Source organism: Vibrio breoganii (genome assembly GCF_024346795.1).
Classification (GTDB): Bacteria; Pseudomonadota; Gammaproteobacteria; order Enterobacterales; family Vibrionaceae; genus Vibrio; species Vibrio breoganii.
This window is the reverse complement of sequence record NZ_AP024864.1, coordinates 1,133,400-1,149,062: the sequence shown is the minus strand read 5'-3', so window position 1 is coordinate 1,149,062 and position 15,663 is coordinate 1,133,400. Positions and strand designations below refer to the sequence as shown.

Below are 15,663 nucleotides of genomic sequence, written 5' to 3'. Positions count from 1 at the left end.
AACAAAGTCCATTGTTTCGCTAACTGCATCTGAATTGCTCCCTCTAACTAGCTTTTGGTCGCATCAAACGCTATATCTTCACCATCGCTCCATCCAGCGCCTTTAGCTCCGCGCTCAACAACGCGCTGACGGAAGATATCGGAGACCACTTCAGCATCACCCGCAAGCAGTGCCTTGGTAGAACATAGCTCAGCACACATAGGCAGTTTGCCTTCTGCGATACGGTTAGCACCGTATTTTGCGCGCTCTTCTTCAGAGCCGTTCTCTGTTTCAGGTCCACCAGCACAGAAGGTACATTTGTCCATCTTACCGCGCTCACCAAAGGCTGAGGTATGAGGGAATTGCGGTGCGCCAAATGGGCAGGCAAATAGACAGTAGCCACAACCAATACATAGGTCTTTATTGTGCAGCACTATGCCATCTTCGGTGTACTCAAAGCAGTCTGCAGGACACACCGCCATACACGGCGCATCGGTACAGTGCATACACGCTACAGAGATTGAGCTTTCGCCCGGTTCACCGTCGTTTAGTGTGACTACGCGGCGACGTTGGATACCCCATTCCAAGGCATCATCGTTTTCGTTCTTACATGCAGTGACACAACCGTTACATTCGATACAACGCTTGGTATCACATAGAAATTTCATTCTAGCCATAATTTAGGTTTCCTTACGCTTTTCGAATATTACACAGAGTTACTTTGGTTTCTTGCATCTGAGTAACTGGGTCATAACCATAGGTGGTTGCAGTGTTTGCTGCTTCACCTATGACATAAGGAACCGTGCCTTCTGGGTAACGTTCGGTAAGGTCTTCACCCTGGAACTTACCACCGAAGTGGAATGGCATAAACGCCAGCCCTGGAGTGACTCGTCGGGTCACCATAGCTTTCACATGCACTTTACCTTTCTCGGCACCCTCAACCCAAACCATGTCACCATCTCTGATGCCGAGGTCATTCGCGTCTTTAGGGTTCACCTCAACAAACATTTCTTGTTGAAGCTCAGCTAGCCATGGGCTAGAACGTGTTTCTTCACCACCACCTTCGTACTCAACCAAGCGGCCTGAGGTAAGAACAATGGGATACTCTTTCGATTTGTCGACATCCTGAATACTCTTATACAAGGTCGGTAGTCGATAAATAGACTCGCTGTCGTCCCACGTTGGATAATCCTTCACAAGGTCTCGGCGCGGCGTATACAGTGGCTCACGGTGCAAAGGCACTCTATCAGGGAATGTCCATACAATGGCGCGCGCCTTAGCGTTACCAAATGGGATACAGCCGTGCTTGATGGCGACTCGCTGAATACCACCTGACAAATCTGTTTTCCAGTTTTTACCCTCAGCAGCCGCTTTTTCTTCTGCTGTCAGATCATCCCACCAGCCTAAGCTTTTAAGTAGCTTATCGCTAAACTCAGGGAAGCCATCTTGCAGCTCACAATCTTTCGAATAGCTGTCTTCTGCCAGAAGGTTTTCACCCTCAAACTCAACCCCGAAGCGCGCGCGGAAGTTACCACCGCCTTCGGCTACTGGTTTAGATGTGTCATACAGGATATGGGTACCTGGATGCTTCATGTCTGCTGTACCCCAACAAGGCCAAGGCAGTCCATAGGTTTCACCGTTTGCAGGACCACCTTCGGCGGCCAGCGTGGTTTTATGGAAGGTATGCCAGTTTTGTTGGTGCTCTTTAAGGCGCTCAGGACTTTGACCTGTGTAGCCAATCGTCCACATACCCTTATTAAATTCGCGAGTAATGTCTTCAATGGACGGCTCGTTACCCTCAACGGCAATGTTTTTGAACAGCTGTTCTGAGAAACCTAGCTTTTTCGTCAACAAGTACATGATTTCGTGGTCAGGTTTCGACTCAAACAAAGGCTCAACGACTTTGTCACGCCATTGCAGCGAACGGTTTGATGCGGTCACAGAACCATGAGTTTCAAACTGAGTAGTCGCCGGTAACAGATAAACACCATCTGTTCGGTCGTTCATCACACCCGCAACTGTTGGGTATGGGTCAACGATGACCATCATATCCAGCTTCTTCATTGCAGTACGCATTTCAGGACCACGAGTCTGCGAGTTAACCGCATGCCCCCAGTAGAACATGGCGCGAATATTATCGTTCTGCTCAATGTTCTCTTTGTTTTCCAGTACGCCATCTATCCAACGAGAAACAGGAATACCCATGTTATTCATTGGTAGCTTGCCGCGATATTTGTTCTGGTCGAAACGCTCTTGTACCCAGGTGTACTCAAGATCCCACACCTTGGCCCAATGTTTCCATGAGCCAGGTGCCAAACCGTAATAGCCTGGTAGAGTGTGTGATAGTACGCCAAGGTCAGTTGCGCCCTGCACATTATCGTGACCACGGAAGATGTTTGCACCGCCACCTGATTTACCCATGTTACCTAGAGCAAGCTCTAACACACAGTAAGCGCGAGTGTTGTTGTTACCTGTGGTGTGCTGAGTTCCCCCCATACACCAAACAATACAACCAGGGCGGTTGTCCGCTAGGATCTTCGCGGTTTTGTACATTTGGTCTTCAGAAGCACCCGTTACACGCTCAACTTTATCCGGCGTCCAGTTCGCTACCTCTTTGCGGATTTCTTCCATACCAAACACACGTTGGCGGATGAACTCTTGGTCTTCCCATTTGTTTTGGAAGATATGCCATAGCAAGCCCCAAATAAAGGCAACATCAGTACCCGGGCGAAGTGAAATATAGTGATTGGCTTTAGCGGCCGTGCGTGTACGTCTTGGGTCGGCAACCACTATCTGACAGTTGTTTTTTTCTTTTGCTATCAAGATGTGCTGCATGGCGACGGGGTGCGCCTCTGCAGGGTTTGAGCCTATGAATAGCATCGACTTACAGTTGTGCATATCGTTGAAAGAGTTGGTCATCGCACCATAACCCCAGGTATTGGCTACCCCAGATACTGTGGTGGAGTGACAGATACGTGCTTGGTGGTCAACGTTGTTGGTTCCCCACAGCGACGCCATCTTTCTAAACATGTAGGCTTGTTCGTTGTTGTGCTTGGCACTACCCAACCAATACACCGAATCTGGGCCTGATTCTTTACGAATTTGCAGGGCTTTGTCGCCTATCTCATTGATGGCTTCATCCCAGCTCATTTTCTTCCACTTACCACCTTCAAGTTTCATTGGGTACTTGAGGCGTTTCTCACCGCGACCATGCTCACGAAGCGCTGCCCCTTTAGCGCAGTGCCCGCCAAGGTTAAATGGATGATCGAACGCAGGTTCTTGTCCTGTCCATACGCCGTTTTTCACTTCGGCATAGATACCACAGCCAACAGAGCAGTGAGAACAGATGGTACGCTTGATTTCGACGTTAACGTCTTTGTTTTCAGTGTTGGCTTGTGCCTTTTTCATCATACCGGGAGCAAAGATCCCCGCTCCCACCACGGCACCACTAGCGGCCAGAGATGAGTTTTTCATGAAGGTACGACGGCTAACACCGAACTTTTGATTAGGAGTTGAGGTGCTGTCAGAGCGCTTGGTTAGTTTCATAGTCTTAGGCTCCTAGAGTGAATCATAATAGTCGCGGATGTGCTGGGTTTCTTTGTAACCCTGCTCATCTTTCGATTGTTCGTTATTCACATCAATCGGGTTCGCCTGAGCTGTTGTTGTCGCCGTGCTAAGTACTGCACCTGCTACAACGCCGCCCCCTAAAGCCTTTAACGCTTTACGACGATGACTATCAATTTCTTTGTTGTTTTTCATGACTCCATCCTCAACCTAATCCAGTTCACTCGAACGAACAGCAATGCTCTGCTCACTCAATGCTACGGCTTCCAGCTCCAAAAAGGAGGCAAGAAGGCTTGCTACAACCACGTAAAACCCAGCCGCGTTTGCGCTCTGGATTTGCTTAACTAAATCTTTATACCAAGTGCCAATGTGCCGATTAAAAAACACCCCTTGTTGCGGAGAGTTCTCTTCTACCAACATCGCCATCACCTCGCAGATGGCTGCAATGTGATCCTCCGGCTCTTTCACGCTGTCGTTTCTCTCAAAACCCAGCGCGGTAAGATCTTGCCTTAGGGCTATTAAGGGTTTCTCCATCAAGGCACCACTGAGATGCCAAGAAGCGAAGGGCATGACCTCCCCTCTTCCAACCCCTATAAATAAATCTTGGTATTCTTCTTCTAATTCTTGTTGCGTCGCTTGGCTTGCTGCTTGCTTCAGTGCCTGCCAATCGGCACTCATTTGACTATTACTGTCTTCCGTTTCTATTTCAGCTAACCACTTAAGCAAATCGCTGTTTGGAGGCTGTCTGAACAAGGTAGCAAGTAACAAATAAATATCGGCGCGCGGTGCCTGTAGTGCTTCTTGATTCATGCTTACCCCTAATATTTTAGCTGTTTTGTAGGATCTTTCGCCATTTCTTCAAAAACATCCGCAACTCGGCAGTCTTCACACATGGCAATTCGACGGATCGCATTGTCATCAGAGAAGTGAGAGTGACCCTTTAATTTCCCTTGAAGCATGGTAATCATTGACTTAGGAGCGAATGGCTTTTGACAACGTAAACAGAGCGCTGGCTCATCTTGGTGTAATACGGTGACATTGGTGCGTTGCTCCTGATCCCAGTTCATTCTAGGGGTCAAAGCGAGTGCATCCTCAGGACATGCTCCCTCACACAATCCGCATTGAACACAATCTTGCTCGATAAAATTGAGTAAAGGCAGCTTGCCTTCGTTATGGATAGCCGTGGTTGGGCAAACCGCTACACACGCCATACACAAGGTGCACTTATCTGTATCGCACTCAACGGTGCCATAAGGCGCTCCTGCTGGAAGTGCGACTTGCTGCTGAAGTGGCGAGAAAGATTTCGCCAATCCATCTAATGCTTGAAATAGTCTCGAACGCTTGTCGCCCTCAAGCTCGCCAACGGCAACGCCTAACGGTTGCTCAATCAAGTTAGGAGCTTGGCTTCTCAAATCTTCTAGGTACAAGATATCAACGCAACCGGCGTTAATACCCAGTTGCCTTAACAGGGTTTGCGCCACAGCCACTTCTTCACCCAACACTCTAATAATAGTGGCTGGCATTCGACGACTGGCGGCGAACAATACCTGAGTCGCGCCGTTGGAAAGAGCCGCAAACCAAGTATCTATGCCCACAGAAGGGAGCTCATTCACCACAATGGGGATGACATTCTCAGGCAGTGCTCTAAGCGCCATGAGGTTATAGGTTTCATGCTCTTCACTGCAAAACAGGATAATAGGCGACTCGCCACCTTGCTGTTGGTAGTTCTGCAGCGTTCGCTCTATGTAGCCCTGAGTTTCTTGAGGGTACGGAAGTGCGTATTCAATCGCGCCGGTGGGACAAGAGGTAGCACAGGTTCCAACCCCTTGGCAGAGGTATGGATTGATCTCTATTCTATGCCCAATCTCATCGCTCCCCTCGCTGGTCAAAGCACCAGCAGGACAGGACAAGATACAGCGTTCGCACCCTTTAACACCGCGTGAGCTGTGCGCGCACTTATCGGTATCTAAACGGAAAAATTTGGGCTTATCAAAGGTGCCAACCAAAGCATTAATTTCTTCTGCGGCATCTTCAAGTTTGGGATAGCCTCTTCCCACAGGGAAATAACCCACAGGAGGCACTTCATTATCAATCAAGGCTTGCGGGCTCAAATCTAAAATCAGATCAAAGTACTGCTGCCCAATTGCAACGGGCGCAAGGTCTACCTCAGATAATGAGTTGGGTTGTGATAGGTAAATTGAAAAACGCCCCATATACCCGCTAAGAGACGCTGACGAGAAGTAATAAGGGGTTATGTCACCTTGCACAGGTGAGTTTGCTGGGGTGGCGAAAGTCACCGAACTTAACCCAGAAAATTGCAGCTGAAGTGATTCAAGGTCTTCAGCGGCCGCAATAACCAATAAAGCACCGTGACTTTCATAACTGACGGTGGGTGGAATAAGGTTTGAGAGCTCTAACGTATTGTTAAAGGCGTAGTTTCGCGCTTGGCCATTGCTTGAGGTCGATTGAGCCAAAAATTCCTTTAGCATTCGCATCCTGTGAGTTAGTGAATAAGCTCAGCTTACTGTTGTGAATAGTTTGCTTAAGGATTGCAGATATTTTGTAGAATAATATTAAACCCATAGAAATTTTGAGGCATTACGCAGGAAAATTTATTAACTATGTGATTTTCTTGGCAATTTTATTTGCATCCTCTCTAATTAGTGCAGATTCACCCTCATCGGAGTTGTTATCGAGACCTGAATGTGTTTCTTTTTTGTTAACTAACTGACTCTCTACAGTCTCAATTTCAGCATCACTTTCTTCAAGCTTGCGCTCTTGGCTTTGCTCGTCAGTAGTGAGCAATTGCGACTCCTCGGTAGGCTCAAGGTCTTCCGCTAACTCCTCGAGCTGCTCCACTTTCTCGCGCGTCCAATTACGAAGTTTACTGGCGACATCGGCAGATAGCGGTTTTATCTGACTAAAGTCTTGGGCGTAGTCATTGAGTTCGTCAACCTCACTAAATTGCCCGCTGAAAAAGAGGCTACGCAACGCTCGCTTCTTTAACTCTGGGGCGACATCTGAAGCCAACAGCGCAGACATGGCATTGCCCTTTTTCTGTTCTTCTGTGACTTCTGTTTCATCGTCTGATGTCGGTTCTTGCTGTGCTAGCTCGCTCGAATCTATGGACTCCAAATTGGCTTCGTCGAGCTCTAGTTGCTCTTCAACGATCGCCTCAGATTCCACCTCAAGCTGAGGATTGTCTATTTCTTCCTCAAGCTCGGCAGGCGCTGAATGCTTATGCAGCAGTCTTTCAAACAATCCACGGCTCATACTGACACTCCTGATCTTCCACTATCGACTGGCACGGCCCGCACCTTTACGTTTCTTGCGTTTGTGCTCAATCAATTCTCCATGACGAGCAAGATAGGCCTCCATCCACGCCTGCACCGCCAATGGCAAATCTAACGATAGCACCAGATAGTCGCCATCAAGAAAACTGCCTGCTACGCTTTGTGACACAGTAACTGAAACAAGGCTTAGCGATTCGGTATCGTTTTCCAACACCACGAACAATTTGGGGTTTTGTGAATTTAGGTTAAAACGGTAATCGGTTCTCTCATCTCTAAACAGTTGGATTTCAGCATCGATACCCGTCTCACTCTTCGAAGGGTCTAAAAATATCTCTTCGATGTTCCAATTGCTGGTTTGCCACTTAGAGTTTTGTGTTTGATGTAGAATAATCTGACATCTAATGGGCCAATTATCTTCCGTTTTCATTGGTACCTCGTTAAGCTAAGTCATTATTATTTAAATAGTTCTACCCGAGCCAGCTCGAGTAACTGAAAGATGGGCTTTGCCCCCTCACCTTTCTACACAACACTGTTCTAGTATAGAAAAAGGAATTCTGGATGCCTAAAGCGCCCCATTTTGTTGCCGTTGGCCAGCCCCCGTCTCAAACCCAGAGCGTGACTGTTTTTGATGAATATGGAGAGCCACTGAGCAAAGATATTGCTTGCGAGTGTCCCTTAACCGTTCTGCTCAACTGGCGAGAGATAGTGACACTAATGACCCTTGGGTCTCACCCTGGTGCTCTGGTGCTAGGTTATCTTAAAAATCAAAGCTTTATATCAGACCCTACCCAACTTGATTCCGTGTTGATAGATTGGGAGACAAACAGTGTGGCAGTGGTCACCAAAGAAAATACAGACTTCCTAGAAAAAGCCTTAAAAAAGAAAACCGTCACCTCGGGCTGTGGACAGGGCACCATGTACGGCAACGTCATGAAGAGCCTAGAGAACTATCAAGTGCCACAAACAAAAATCAAACAAAGTGCCCTTTATTCTACGCTGATGGCGCTGACCCATTACAACGATACCTACAAAAAGGCCGGTGCCGTTCATGGCTGCGCCGTGTGCAGAGAAGGAGAAGTGGTTTCCTTTGTGGAAGATGTCGGCCGCCACAATGCGGTGGATACGCTAGCGGGTGAGATGTGGCTTAACCAAGATACGGGTGACGATAAGATTTTCTACACCACAGGTCGACTCACTTCAGAAATGGTCATCAAAGTCGCTCAGATGGGTATCCCTACCCTGCTTTCTCGCTCTGGCGTTACTCAAATGGGTCTGGAATTGGCAAAGCGATTTGGCATCACTATCATCGCCAGAGCCAAGGGACTGCGCTTTCAGGTCTACCACGGGGTAGAAAAAATCGAATTCGACGGCAAGCATGCTGATAATGAAGACATCAACAAGGATCGATAAGACTCATGTTTCTCAAACCTTTATTTCAACGCATTCAAAAGCTCCAACACACTCAAAAAAGGGCAGCGTTGCTGGCTGCGCTATCTTCATTAATCCTTGTTACTGCTCCAGCACATGCAGACTCACAATCGCTGCGCATGGCAACCACCACCAGCACCTATCACTCAGGTCTGCTGGATTATCTGCTGCCTACCTTTACCAAGGACACTGGGTACGAGGTTCAATTATTGGTGACGGGATCAGGTAAAGCATTAAAAATGGGAGAGATGGGGGATGTCGATATCGTTCTTACCCACTCACCAAAGGCCGAAAAAGCCTTCTTGGATGCAGAATTTGGTGTCGATGCTCGCTCGGTCATGTACAACGATTTTGTCTTGGTCGGCCCTAAAGATAACCCAGCTAAGCTTAGCGAAACGGATACAGCAGCCAGCGGCTTAACTAAGATTGCCGACAGCAAGTCGGTCTTTATTTCTCGTGGCGATGACTCTGGCACGCACAAAAAAGAGCTGTCACTGTGGGAAGCGGGCAACGGTACGCACGAGTGGGATAACTACCGCTCTATCGGTCAAGGCATGGGGCCGACATTGAACATGAGTTCGGAATTACAAGGCTATACTTTGACTGACAGAGGCACTTGGCTTGCTTATCAAGAAGCGCTCGATCTTGCGATTTGGGTGCAAGGCGACCCTGCCCTATTCAATCAATACCAAATTATTCGCGTTAACCCGAAGCGCTATCCTGACCTAAACATTGACGGTGCTAAAGCGCTCAGTGATTGGATCGTTAGCGACAAGGCTCAAGACTTGATTGACCAATTTCAGGTCAAGGGGGAGAAACTGTTTACTGCTGATGCGAAAACGTCCAACTAATGAATATTGGTGACACTACAATAGAAGCCATTAAGCTGCTTCTTAGCCTCGACCCCGCGCTGTGGAAGGTAGTTTCTATCTCCTTCAGTGTGTCGTTGTTCGCCCTCAGTTTATCCTTACTGCCTGCCATCGCTATTGCACTACTACTGGCCTATGCCCCTTTTCCTGGGCGAAATATTGTCACTTCAATAGTTAACACACTGCAGGCGGTGCCGACCGTGGTCATCGGCTTATTGCTGTATATGACACTGTCTCGCTCCGGCCCCATGGGCGACTGGCAATGGCTGTTCACACAAAAAGCGATGATACTTGGACAGATACTCATCGCAATGCCTATTCTTATCTCTATGCTCCAAGCAGGGTTTCAAAGCGTCGATATGCGCAACGTCGAAACCTCCATTACCTTAGGGAAGTCCTATCCTCAGGTATTTAGAGCACTGTTATGGGAAACACGGTTTGCGTTAATTGCTGCCATTGTGACCGCATTTTCACGAATAGTCACAGAGGTCGGATGTTCCATGATGGTCGGGGGTAATATCCTAGGTCATACACGTAACATACCCACAGCAATTGCCTTAGAGAGTTCAAGAGGTGCATTTTCACAGGGTGTGGCGTTGGGTATAGTGTTGCTACTGCTAGCACTGATACTCAATTTTGTCTTAACGTCTTTGCGCGGGCAAAGTCATCTTCGAGTCTAGAGGCGAGAATCAATGTCAATACAACTAAGAGCCCAAGATTTGTCTAAGCGCTATGATGATCGGGTTCTGTTTCACATCCCTAGTCTAACTCTGGGCCCTAGCGATGCCATCTATTTAAAAGGCCACAATGGCGTTGGTAAAACAACCTTACTGAAGATTCTTGCCGGTTTGACAACCCCAAGCAGTGGCACGATAAATGGCAATGAGATTTCGACATTCCATCGATTATTCAAACGAAAACTGTTCAGAGATGTGGTGTATCTGCATCAGTCGCCTTATATGTTTGATGCAAGCTTGGTGGATAACATTCGCTACGCCCTGCCCCTTACGTCACAACAAGGTTTAAACAGTCGAACTCGAGCGATTCACGCCTTGAGGCAAGTAGGCTTAGAGTCCTTGGCAGACGAACACTGCTCGGTGCTTTCTGGGGGTGAAAAACAACGCCTTGCCATGGCGAGAGCTTGGATTGTCAACCCGTCTATATTGTTGATGGACGAGCCCAGTGCGTCATTGGATTTGGAGTCTACGCAAGGCATAGTTTCTCTTGCCAAAGACCTGCTAGATCGAGGCTCAAGTATTGTTATCACCAGTCATCAGCAAAACGGGCTAACCAATCTCTGTGATACTCAATGGAGCATAGAGAATCAGGGCCTCACAGTGACTCCTCATCTTCGAATTATCGATGAAGAAATCAAACACATCGAACCCATTTCCCACAATATTTCAGGAAACTAATATGAATTCAATAAGCTGGGTCGTCCTAGCCGGAGGCCAAGCCACTCGTATGCAAGGTCAAGACAAAGGGTTAGTGGAACTCAATAATAAACCACTGATCGAATACGTTCTTGAGGTTCTCAAATCCCATAGCGACTCTGTTTACATCAATGCCAACCGCAGCCAAGAGCGTTATCAAGAATATGCGCCGGTTTTTGCCGATCAATACCAAGGGTTTGTTGGCCCAATGGGCGGAATTCACGCTGGGTTAACCCATGTAGACAGTGAATGGGTGGGTTTTGTACCATGCGATTGCCCCCAAATTTCTCCCACTTTGATTCAGCGTATGCAGCAAGAAATAAACGAGGAAGACGAGATATTAGTGGCCCATGATGGTGACTTTATACAGCCCGTCTTCACTGTGTTCCGTCGTAGCGTATTAGAGCGACTGCAGCAGTTCCTTGATGATGGTGAGCGTAAGATCATCCTCTTCTACGATCGCTGCAACACAAGACAGATCGACTTTAGCGACATCAAAGAAAGCTTTGTGAATCTTAACTCGAAGCAAGAATTACTTAAATTTAAGCAGTAACCCATGAAAATGATTCGTAACACGCCAATTCTTGGCTTTGCCGCGTTTAGCGGTACGGGGAAAACTACCCTACTTGAGCAGCTTATTCCTTTGCTCACTAGCGCAGGTCTTAAGCTTGGCGTTCTTAAGCATGCCCATCACAATTTCGATATCGATCAAGAAGGCAAAGACAGTTATCGCTTGCGAAAGGCTGGCGCGACGCAGATGTACATCAGCTCGCGTTATCGCAACGCCATGATCACTGAAACCCCTGACGAAGAGGCAAGCTTCGAACACCTTTTAATGCAATTTAAGCATGATGAACTCGACTTGATCCTCATCGAAGGATTTAAGAGTCAATCGTTTCCAAAGATTGAATTGCGCCGTGAGGCTTTGCACAACCCGTGGATGTATCCAAGTGATGACAACATCATCGCGGTTGCCACCGATATCGTTTTAGATTGCCCACTGCCGAAGTTTGACATCAACGACCTGGAAGCTATCGCAGAGTTTATCGCCGCTAGAGTGAAATCTGGCGACAAAGTAAACAAGAAGCAAAGTGAAGAGAGTGTTGCTGCGTGTTGCGATACCCTCTCACCCGCGTTTCTTTCTGTAGAGCAAGGAATAGAGCGTATATTGGATGCCGTCTCTGAGATAGAGGGACATACCCGCGTAGAAGTGGATCACGCCCTGCAGCATATCTTGGCCGAAGATGTAGTATCGAGTATCAACGTTCCGCAACACACTAATTCAGCAATGGATGGCTTTGCGATTCGCGATGAAGATGTGTCTGTTGAGCGCTTTAAGCTCGTTGCCGAAGTGATGGCAGGTCAAAGCTATCCGCATCCATTGCAAGCAGGCGAAGCGGTTAAGATCATGACTGGCGCGCCAGTGCCTAGTAATGGCACCACCGTTGTTATGCGTGAGCAATCCGACACCTTCACTGAACAAGGTACTGATTTTGTCACCTTCAATGGCGCAACAATCAAGCCAGGGCAAAATGTTCGCTCCGCTGGAGAAGACCTTGCCGAAGGACAAAGTGTCTTTGAGAAGGGTTGCAAAATAGGCGCAGCTGAAATGGGCATGATTGCCTCGCTAGGCATCAACCAATGCTTGGTTAAGCGTAAGCTCAAGGTGGCCATATTCTCCACCGGTGATGAGGTGCAACACCCAAGTCAGCCGCAAAGAGAAAACTGCATCTACGATTCAAACCGTTATGCCCTGATTGGCCTGCTCACACAACTGAACTGTGAAATCTTAGACCTTGGGATCCTTGAAGATGACCATCATCAAATCGAAAAGGCCGTCTCAGAGGCGGCGCAGAGTGCCGATCTAGTGCTGACCACAGGTGGCGTCTCTGTAGGTGATGCTGATTACATCAAGGACGTGCTGGAGCAAAACGGTAATATCGACTTTTGGCGCATCAATATGCGACCAGGCAGACCGCTCGCCTTTGGTAAGATTGGTGAGACGCCATTCTTTGGTCTTCCGGGTAATCCTGTTGCGACTATGGTTTCGTTCATTAACTTTGTCGAGCCGGCTATTCGCAAAATGCAAGGCGATCAGAAATGGGCACCCACTAAACTTCGCGCATTAGCGAGTGAGTCATTGCGCTCTCGTCATGGGCGTACTGAGTTTACGCGAGGTGTTTACAGCCTAAATGAGCAAGGCCAACTGGTGGTTCGCTCCACCGGTAAACAAGGTTCAGGAATACTGCGCTCAATGAGTGAAGCTAACTGCTTGATTGAGATTGAGCCTTTGTATGCCAAAGTTGAACAAGGTGAATTGGTTACCATCATTCCTCTGACTGTCTAATTCTCTTCCTTCAAAGGATTTCATAAGGGTTTCGATTTATCGAAACCCTTTTTATTATAAATTTTCATTATAGTTTGGATAATCAATGATAATTTCTTATCTTTAATTCCCTTAGGTATAGTGAGCTTAATCGAATTCCACTCATACCAAGCATTGGTCAAATACCGATGCCAACGAGGATAAGTCATGAAATTTCTACACACTATGCTTCGAGTTGCCGACCTAGATAAATCCATCGAGTTCTACACTAAGGTTCTAGGCATGAAGGAGCTTGAGCGTCACGAAAACACAGAGTATCGCTACACGCTAGTGTTTGTTGGCTTTGATGACAAATCAAGCTCAACCACTATTGAGCTTACCTATAACTGGGATACTGACGCGTACGACCACGGCAATGCATTCGGTCATATCGCTCTTGGTGCTGACGATATCTACGCAGCATGCGATAAAATCAAAGCGCTGGGTGGCAATGTCTCTCGTGAACCAGGTCCAGTAAAAGGCGGCGAGACTCACATCGCTTTCGTTAAAGACCCTGATGGCTACGCAATCGAACTGATCCAACTAGGCTAAGTTGAGAGGAAAATAATAATGACTAACGCACTATTCCAACCGATTCAACTGGGTCCACTTTCTCTCAAGAATCGCATTGTAATGCCACCAATGACTCGCTCTCGCGCAAGTCAGCCAGGTAACATTGCTAACGACATGATGGCTCAATACTACGCACAACGTGCAGAAGCGGGCCTTATCGTTGCTGAAGGCACGCAAATCTCAGCATTGGGACAAGGCTATGCTTGGACTCCTGGTATCTACACTGAAACGCAAATTGCTGGCTGGAAAAAAGTCACTGACGCTGTACATGCGAACGATGGCAAAATCTTCGCTCAGTTATGGCACGTAGGCCGCGTAACGCACCCTGACAACATCGGTGGCGAGCAGCCTATCTCATCTTCTGCGCTGAAAGCAGAAAATGTAAAGGTGTTCATCGACAATGGTACTGATGCACCGGGTTTTGTTGACGTTGTTGAACCACGTGAGATGACAAAAGCGGATATCGAAATGGTGGTTGAGCAATACCGTCAAGCAGCCCTTAACGCTATCGAAGCGGGCTTTGATGGTATCGAACTGCACGCAGCAAACGGCTACTTAATCAACCAGTTCATTGACTCAGAAGCAAATAACCGCACTGATGAGTACGGCGGCTCAATTGAAAACCGTCTGCGCTTCCTTGGTGAAGTGGTAACTGCAATGTCTGAAGCCATTGGTTGTGATCGCGTTGGTGTACGTCTAGCGCCATTTACTTCATTAAACGGCACTGTTGATGCAACACCGGTTGAGACTTACGTTGCAGCGGCAGCGCTTCTAGACAAGCTGAACGTCGTTTACGTGCACATTGCCGAAGTCGATTGGGAAGATGCGCCAGAAACACCAAAAGAGTTCAAAACTGCCGTTCGTGAAGCGTACAAAGGCGTGCTAATTTACGCGGGTCGTTACGATGCTGAAAAAGGTGCTGAAGCTATCCAAGAAAACACTACCGACATGGTTGGTTTTGGTCGCCCGTTTATTTCAAACCCAGACCTTCCTAACCGTATCAAGAAGGGTTATCCTCTAGCTTCTCATAACCCAGAAACGTTATTTGGTGGTGCAGAGCAAGGCTTAACCGACTACCCCGTCTACCAAGCTTAATCATCGCTCAACACAATCAAAAACCCTGCGCTCTCGCAGGGTTTTATCGTTTTTAAGCCTACATTAGGATAACCATGAATCTTAAGGCCCTCAAAGGCGAGTTGTTTCTTGTATTGGCAACTATTCTAGCCGCAATAGGTTGGATAGCCTCTAAACTCGTTATTCTCGAAGTTCCCGGCGAAGTGTTCATTACCAGTCGTTTCCTGCTAGCGAGCTTAATTCTCTTTCCCTTCTGCTATAAAAAAGTTCTCGCACTCAAGCTAAAACAGATTATCTCTTTGCTTGGTGTAGGCTTCGTCCTAGCGCTGTCTATTCAAGTTTGGGTTTACGCAGTCTCTATCTCAACCACGCTTGCTGAAGGTGCCTTTATCATGAGTCTTGCCATGATAATTGCCCCATTCGTATCCTTGATATTATTTCGAGTTAAACCCAATCGAGCCTTTTGGGTTGCCTTACCTATCGCTATCTTAGGCATGGCTCTGCTGACCCTTGCCAACGGTTGGCAAGTGGATAGAAGCCAATGGTATTTCTTATTGGCTTCGGGGCTGCTGTCGCTGCACTTTGTTTTAAACAAGCGTGTGATCACCAATCTCAACCCATTGACTTCTATCTGTGTGCAACTGTTTGCGGTTGGATTAATTGGCGCCATCTCGGTGGGCATTACTCAGCCAGAGGCTTTCGAACTGAATCGACATGTCTTATTTTGGTTTGCGGTATCGACACTCATTGCCACCTCGATTCGTTATCTAGCACAAACGGTCGGCCAGTTCTCAGTCAAGATGGAAACAGCATCACTGATCATGATTTTAGAGCCCGTTTGGACACTGATGCTGAGTATCAGCATGCTAGGAGAAGTCGTAGGTACGCAAAAGATGATAGGTGGAGGCGTTATCTTCTTGTCGCTTCTGGTGTATATCAAGCTTTCGAAGAAGGGATAAGTGCCGTTTTACACGGCACACTGATTAGAACTGTCATTTTCCCGCGCCCTTGCTGGTAATTTTGCTAGTTCAATGATCAAGGCCTCAAGACTAAAGTTACCTTACTAACAGCAGGCAATGATATCT

The 15,663-nt window shown here is 47.5% G+C and carries 16 protein-coding genes; 9 read left to right on the top strand and 7 right to left on the bottom strand.

Features of this window, described 5'->3' with window-relative positions; genetic code table 11:
• Positions 1-47: 47 nt before the first annotated feature.
• From fdh3B to OCU35_RS05390, 7 genes are all read right to left on the bottom strand, one after another.
• Positions 48-656, bottom strand: coding sequence for a formate dehydrogenase FDH3 subunit beta (gene fdh3B / locus OCU35_RS05420; RefSeq protein ID WP_017027593.1), 609 nt, complete (start codon positions 654-656; stop codon positions 48-50).
• Positions 657-669: 13 nt separating this feature from the next.
• A complete protein-coding gene (locus OCU35_RS05415) occupies positions 670-3,525 on the bottom strand; it encodes a formate dehydrogenase subunit alpha (protein ID WP_261825789.1) in 2,856 nt (951 codons plus the stop codon).
• Positions 3,526-3,537: 12 nt separating this feature from the next.
• Positions 3,538-3,738, bottom strand: a complete 201-nt coding sequence (locus tag OCU35_RS05410; protein WP_017027595.1) for a hypothetical protein — start codon at positions 3,736-3,738, stop codon at positions 3,538-3,540.
• Between the two features lie 15 nt (positions 3,739-3,753).
• A complete protein-coding gene (locus OCU35_RS05405; protein WP_261825788.1) occupies positions 3,754-4,353 on the bottom strand; it encodes a TorD/DmsD family molecular chaperone in 600 nt (199 codons plus the stop codon).
• 8 nt (positions 4,354-4,361) lie between these two features.
• Complete coding sequence (locus tag OCU35_RS05400; protein ID WP_261825787.1) at positions 4,362-6,032, bottom strand: 4Fe-4S binding protein; 1,671 nt, start codon at positions 6,030-6,032, stop codon at positions 4,362-4,364.
• A 130-nt stretch (positions 6,033-6,162) separates the two neighbouring features.
• Positions 6,163-6,816: a DUF3306 domain-containing protein gene (locus tag OCU35_RS05395; protein WP_261825786.1), complete on the bottom strand. Its 654-nt coding sequence runs from the start codon at positions 6,814-6,816 to the stop codon at positions 6,163-6,165.
• A gap of 21 nt (positions 6,817-6,837) precedes the next feature.
• Complete coding sequence (locus tag OCU35_RS05390; protein ID WP_017027599.1) at positions 6,838-7,263, bottom strand: DUF3305 domain-containing protein; 426 nt, start codon at positions 7,261-7,263, stop codon at positions 6,838-6,840.
• 131 nt (positions 7,264-7,394) lie between these two features.
• Between OCU35_RS05390 and OCU35_RS05385 the strand changes: the two genes are divergently transcribed.
• The 9 genes from OCU35_RS05385 (at position 7,395) to OCU35_RS05345 (ending at position 15,537) form a co-directional block, all read left to right on the top strand.
• Positions 7,395-8,246 (top strand): formate dehydrogenase accessory sulfurtransferase FdhD, encoded by an 852-nt coding sequence (locus OCU35_RS05385; protein WP_261825785.1) that lies wholly within the window; start codon positions 7,395-7,397, stop codon positions 8,244-8,246.
• A gap of 5 nt (positions 8,247-8,251) precedes the next feature.
• On the top strand, positions 8,252-9,115 hold the full coding sequence (locus OCU35_RS05380) for a substrate-binding domain-containing protein (RefSeq protein WP_261825784.1): 864 nt from the start codon (positions 8,252-8,254) through the stop codon (positions 9,113-9,115).
• Positions 9,115-9,813 carry an ABC transporter permease gene (locus OCU35_RS05375; RefSeq protein ID WP_017027602.1) on the top strand — a complete coding sequence of 233 codons (699 nt, stop codon included), beginning with the start codon at positions 9,115-9,117 and terminating at the stop codon, positions 9,811-9,813. The genes OCU35_RS05380 and OCU35_RS05375 overlap by 1 nt, the downstream gene beginning before the upstream one ends.
• Before the next feature lie 12 nt (positions 9,814-9,825).
• Positions 9,826-10,548 (top strand): ABC transporter ATP-binding protein, encoded by a 723-nt coding sequence (locus OCU35_RS05370; RefSeq protein ID WP_017027603.1) that lies wholly within the window; start codon positions 9,826-9,828, stop codon positions 10,546-10,548.
• A 1-nt stretch (position 10,549) separates the two neighbouring features.
• The gene (gene mobA / locus OCU35_RS05365) at positions 10,550-11,119 is read left to right on the top strand and encodes a molybdenum cofactor guanylyltransferase MobA (RefSeq protein ID WP_017027604.1); all 570 of its coding nucleotides are present in this window, start codon (positions 10,550-10,552) and stop codon (positions 11,117-11,119) included.
• 3 nt (positions 11,120-11,122) lie between these two features.
• Complete coding sequence (locus OCU35_RS05360) at positions 11,123-12,913, top strand: bifunctional molybdopterin-guanine dinucleotide biosynthesis adaptor protein MobB/molybdopterin molybdotransferase MoeA (protein WP_261825783.1); 1,791 nt, start codon at positions 11,123-11,125, stop codon at positions 12,911-12,913.
• Between the two features lie 186 nt (positions 12,914-13,099).
• Positions 13,100-13,483 (top strand): lactoylglutathione lyase, encoded by a 384-nt coding sequence (gloA, locus tag OCU35_RS05355; protein ID WP_065209997.1) that lies wholly within the window; start codon positions 13,100-13,102, stop codon positions 13,481-13,483.
• An 18-nt stretch (positions 13,484-13,501) separates the two neighbouring features.
• Positions 13,502-14,599, top strand: a complete 1,098-nt coding sequence (locus OCU35_RS05350; protein WP_102377214.1) for an alkene reductase — start codon at positions 13,502-13,504, stop codon at positions 14,597-14,599.
• 74 nt (positions 14,600-14,673) lie between these two features.
• On the top strand, positions 14,674-15,537 hold the full coding sequence (locus OCU35_RS05345; protein WP_102377213.1) for a DMT family transporter: 864 nt from the start codon (positions 14,674-14,676) through the stop codon (positions 15,535-15,537).
• Positions 15,538-15,663: the final 126 nt, after the last annotated feature.

Bases quoted from the DNA above. Each gene is read 5' to 3' on its own strand.
- fdh3B (WP_017027593.1), bottom strand. From the start codon at position 656: ATGGCTAGAATGAAATTTCTATGTGATACCAAGCGTTGTATCGAATGT.
- OCU35_RS05415 (WP_261825789.1), bottom strand. From the start codon at position 3,525: ATGAAACTAACCAAGCGCTCTGACAGCACCTCAACTCCTAATCAAAAG.
- OCU35_RS05410 (WP_017027595.1), bottom strand. From the start codon at position 3,738: ATGAAAAACAACAAAGAAATTGATAGTCATCGTCGTAAAGCGTTAAAG.
- OCU35_RS05405 (WP_261825788.1), bottom strand. From the start codon at position 4,353: ATGAATCAAGAAGCACTACAGGCACCGCGCGCCGATATTTATTTGTTA.
- OCU35_RS05400 (WP_261825787.1), bottom strand. From the start codon at position 6,032: ATGCTAAAGGAATTTTTGGCTCAATCGACCTCAAGCAATGGCCAAGCG.
- OCU35_RS05395 (WP_261825786.1), bottom strand. From the start codon at position 6,816: ATGAGCCGTGGATTGTTTGAAAGACTGCTGCATAAGCATTCAGCGCCT.
- OCU35_RS05390 (WP_017027599.1), bottom strand. From the start codon at position 7,263: ATGAAAACGGAAGATAATTGGCCCATTAGATGTCAGATTATTCTACAT.
- OCU35_RS05385 (WP_261825785.1), top strand. From the start codon at position 7,395: ATGCCTAAAGCGCCCCATTTTGTTGCCGTTGGCCAGCCCCCGTCTCAA.
- OCU35_RS05380 (WP_261825784.1), top strand. From the start codon at position 8,252: ATGTTTCTCAAACCTTTATTTCAACGCATTCAAAAGCTCCAACACACT.
- OCU35_RS05375 (WP_017027602.1), top strand. From the start codon at position 9,115: ATGAATATTGGTGACACTACAATAGAAGCCATTAAGCTGCTTCTTAGC.
- OCU35_RS05370 (WP_017027603.1), top strand. From the start codon at position 9,826: ATGTCAATACAACTAAGAGCCCAAGATTTGTCTAAGCGCTATGATGAT.
- mobA (WP_017027604.1), top strand. From the start codon at position 10,550: ATGAATTCAATAAGCTGGGTCGTCCTAGCCGGAGGCCAAGCCACTCGT.
- OCU35_RS05360 (WP_261825783.1), top strand. From the start codon at position 11,123: ATGAAAATGATTCGTAACACGCCAATTCTTGGCTTTGCCGCGTTTAGC.
- gloA (WP_065209997.1), top strand. From the start codon at position 13,100: ATGAAATTTCTACACACTATGCTTCGAGTTGCCGACCTAGATAAATCC.
- OCU35_RS05350 (WP_102377214.1), top strand. From the start codon at position 13,502: ATGACTAACGCACTATTCCAACCGATTCAACTGGGTCCACTTTCTCTC.
- OCU35_RS05345 (WP_102377213.1), top strand. From the start codon at position 14,674: ATGAATCTTAAGGCCCTCAAAGGCGAGTTGTTTCTTGTATTGGCAACT.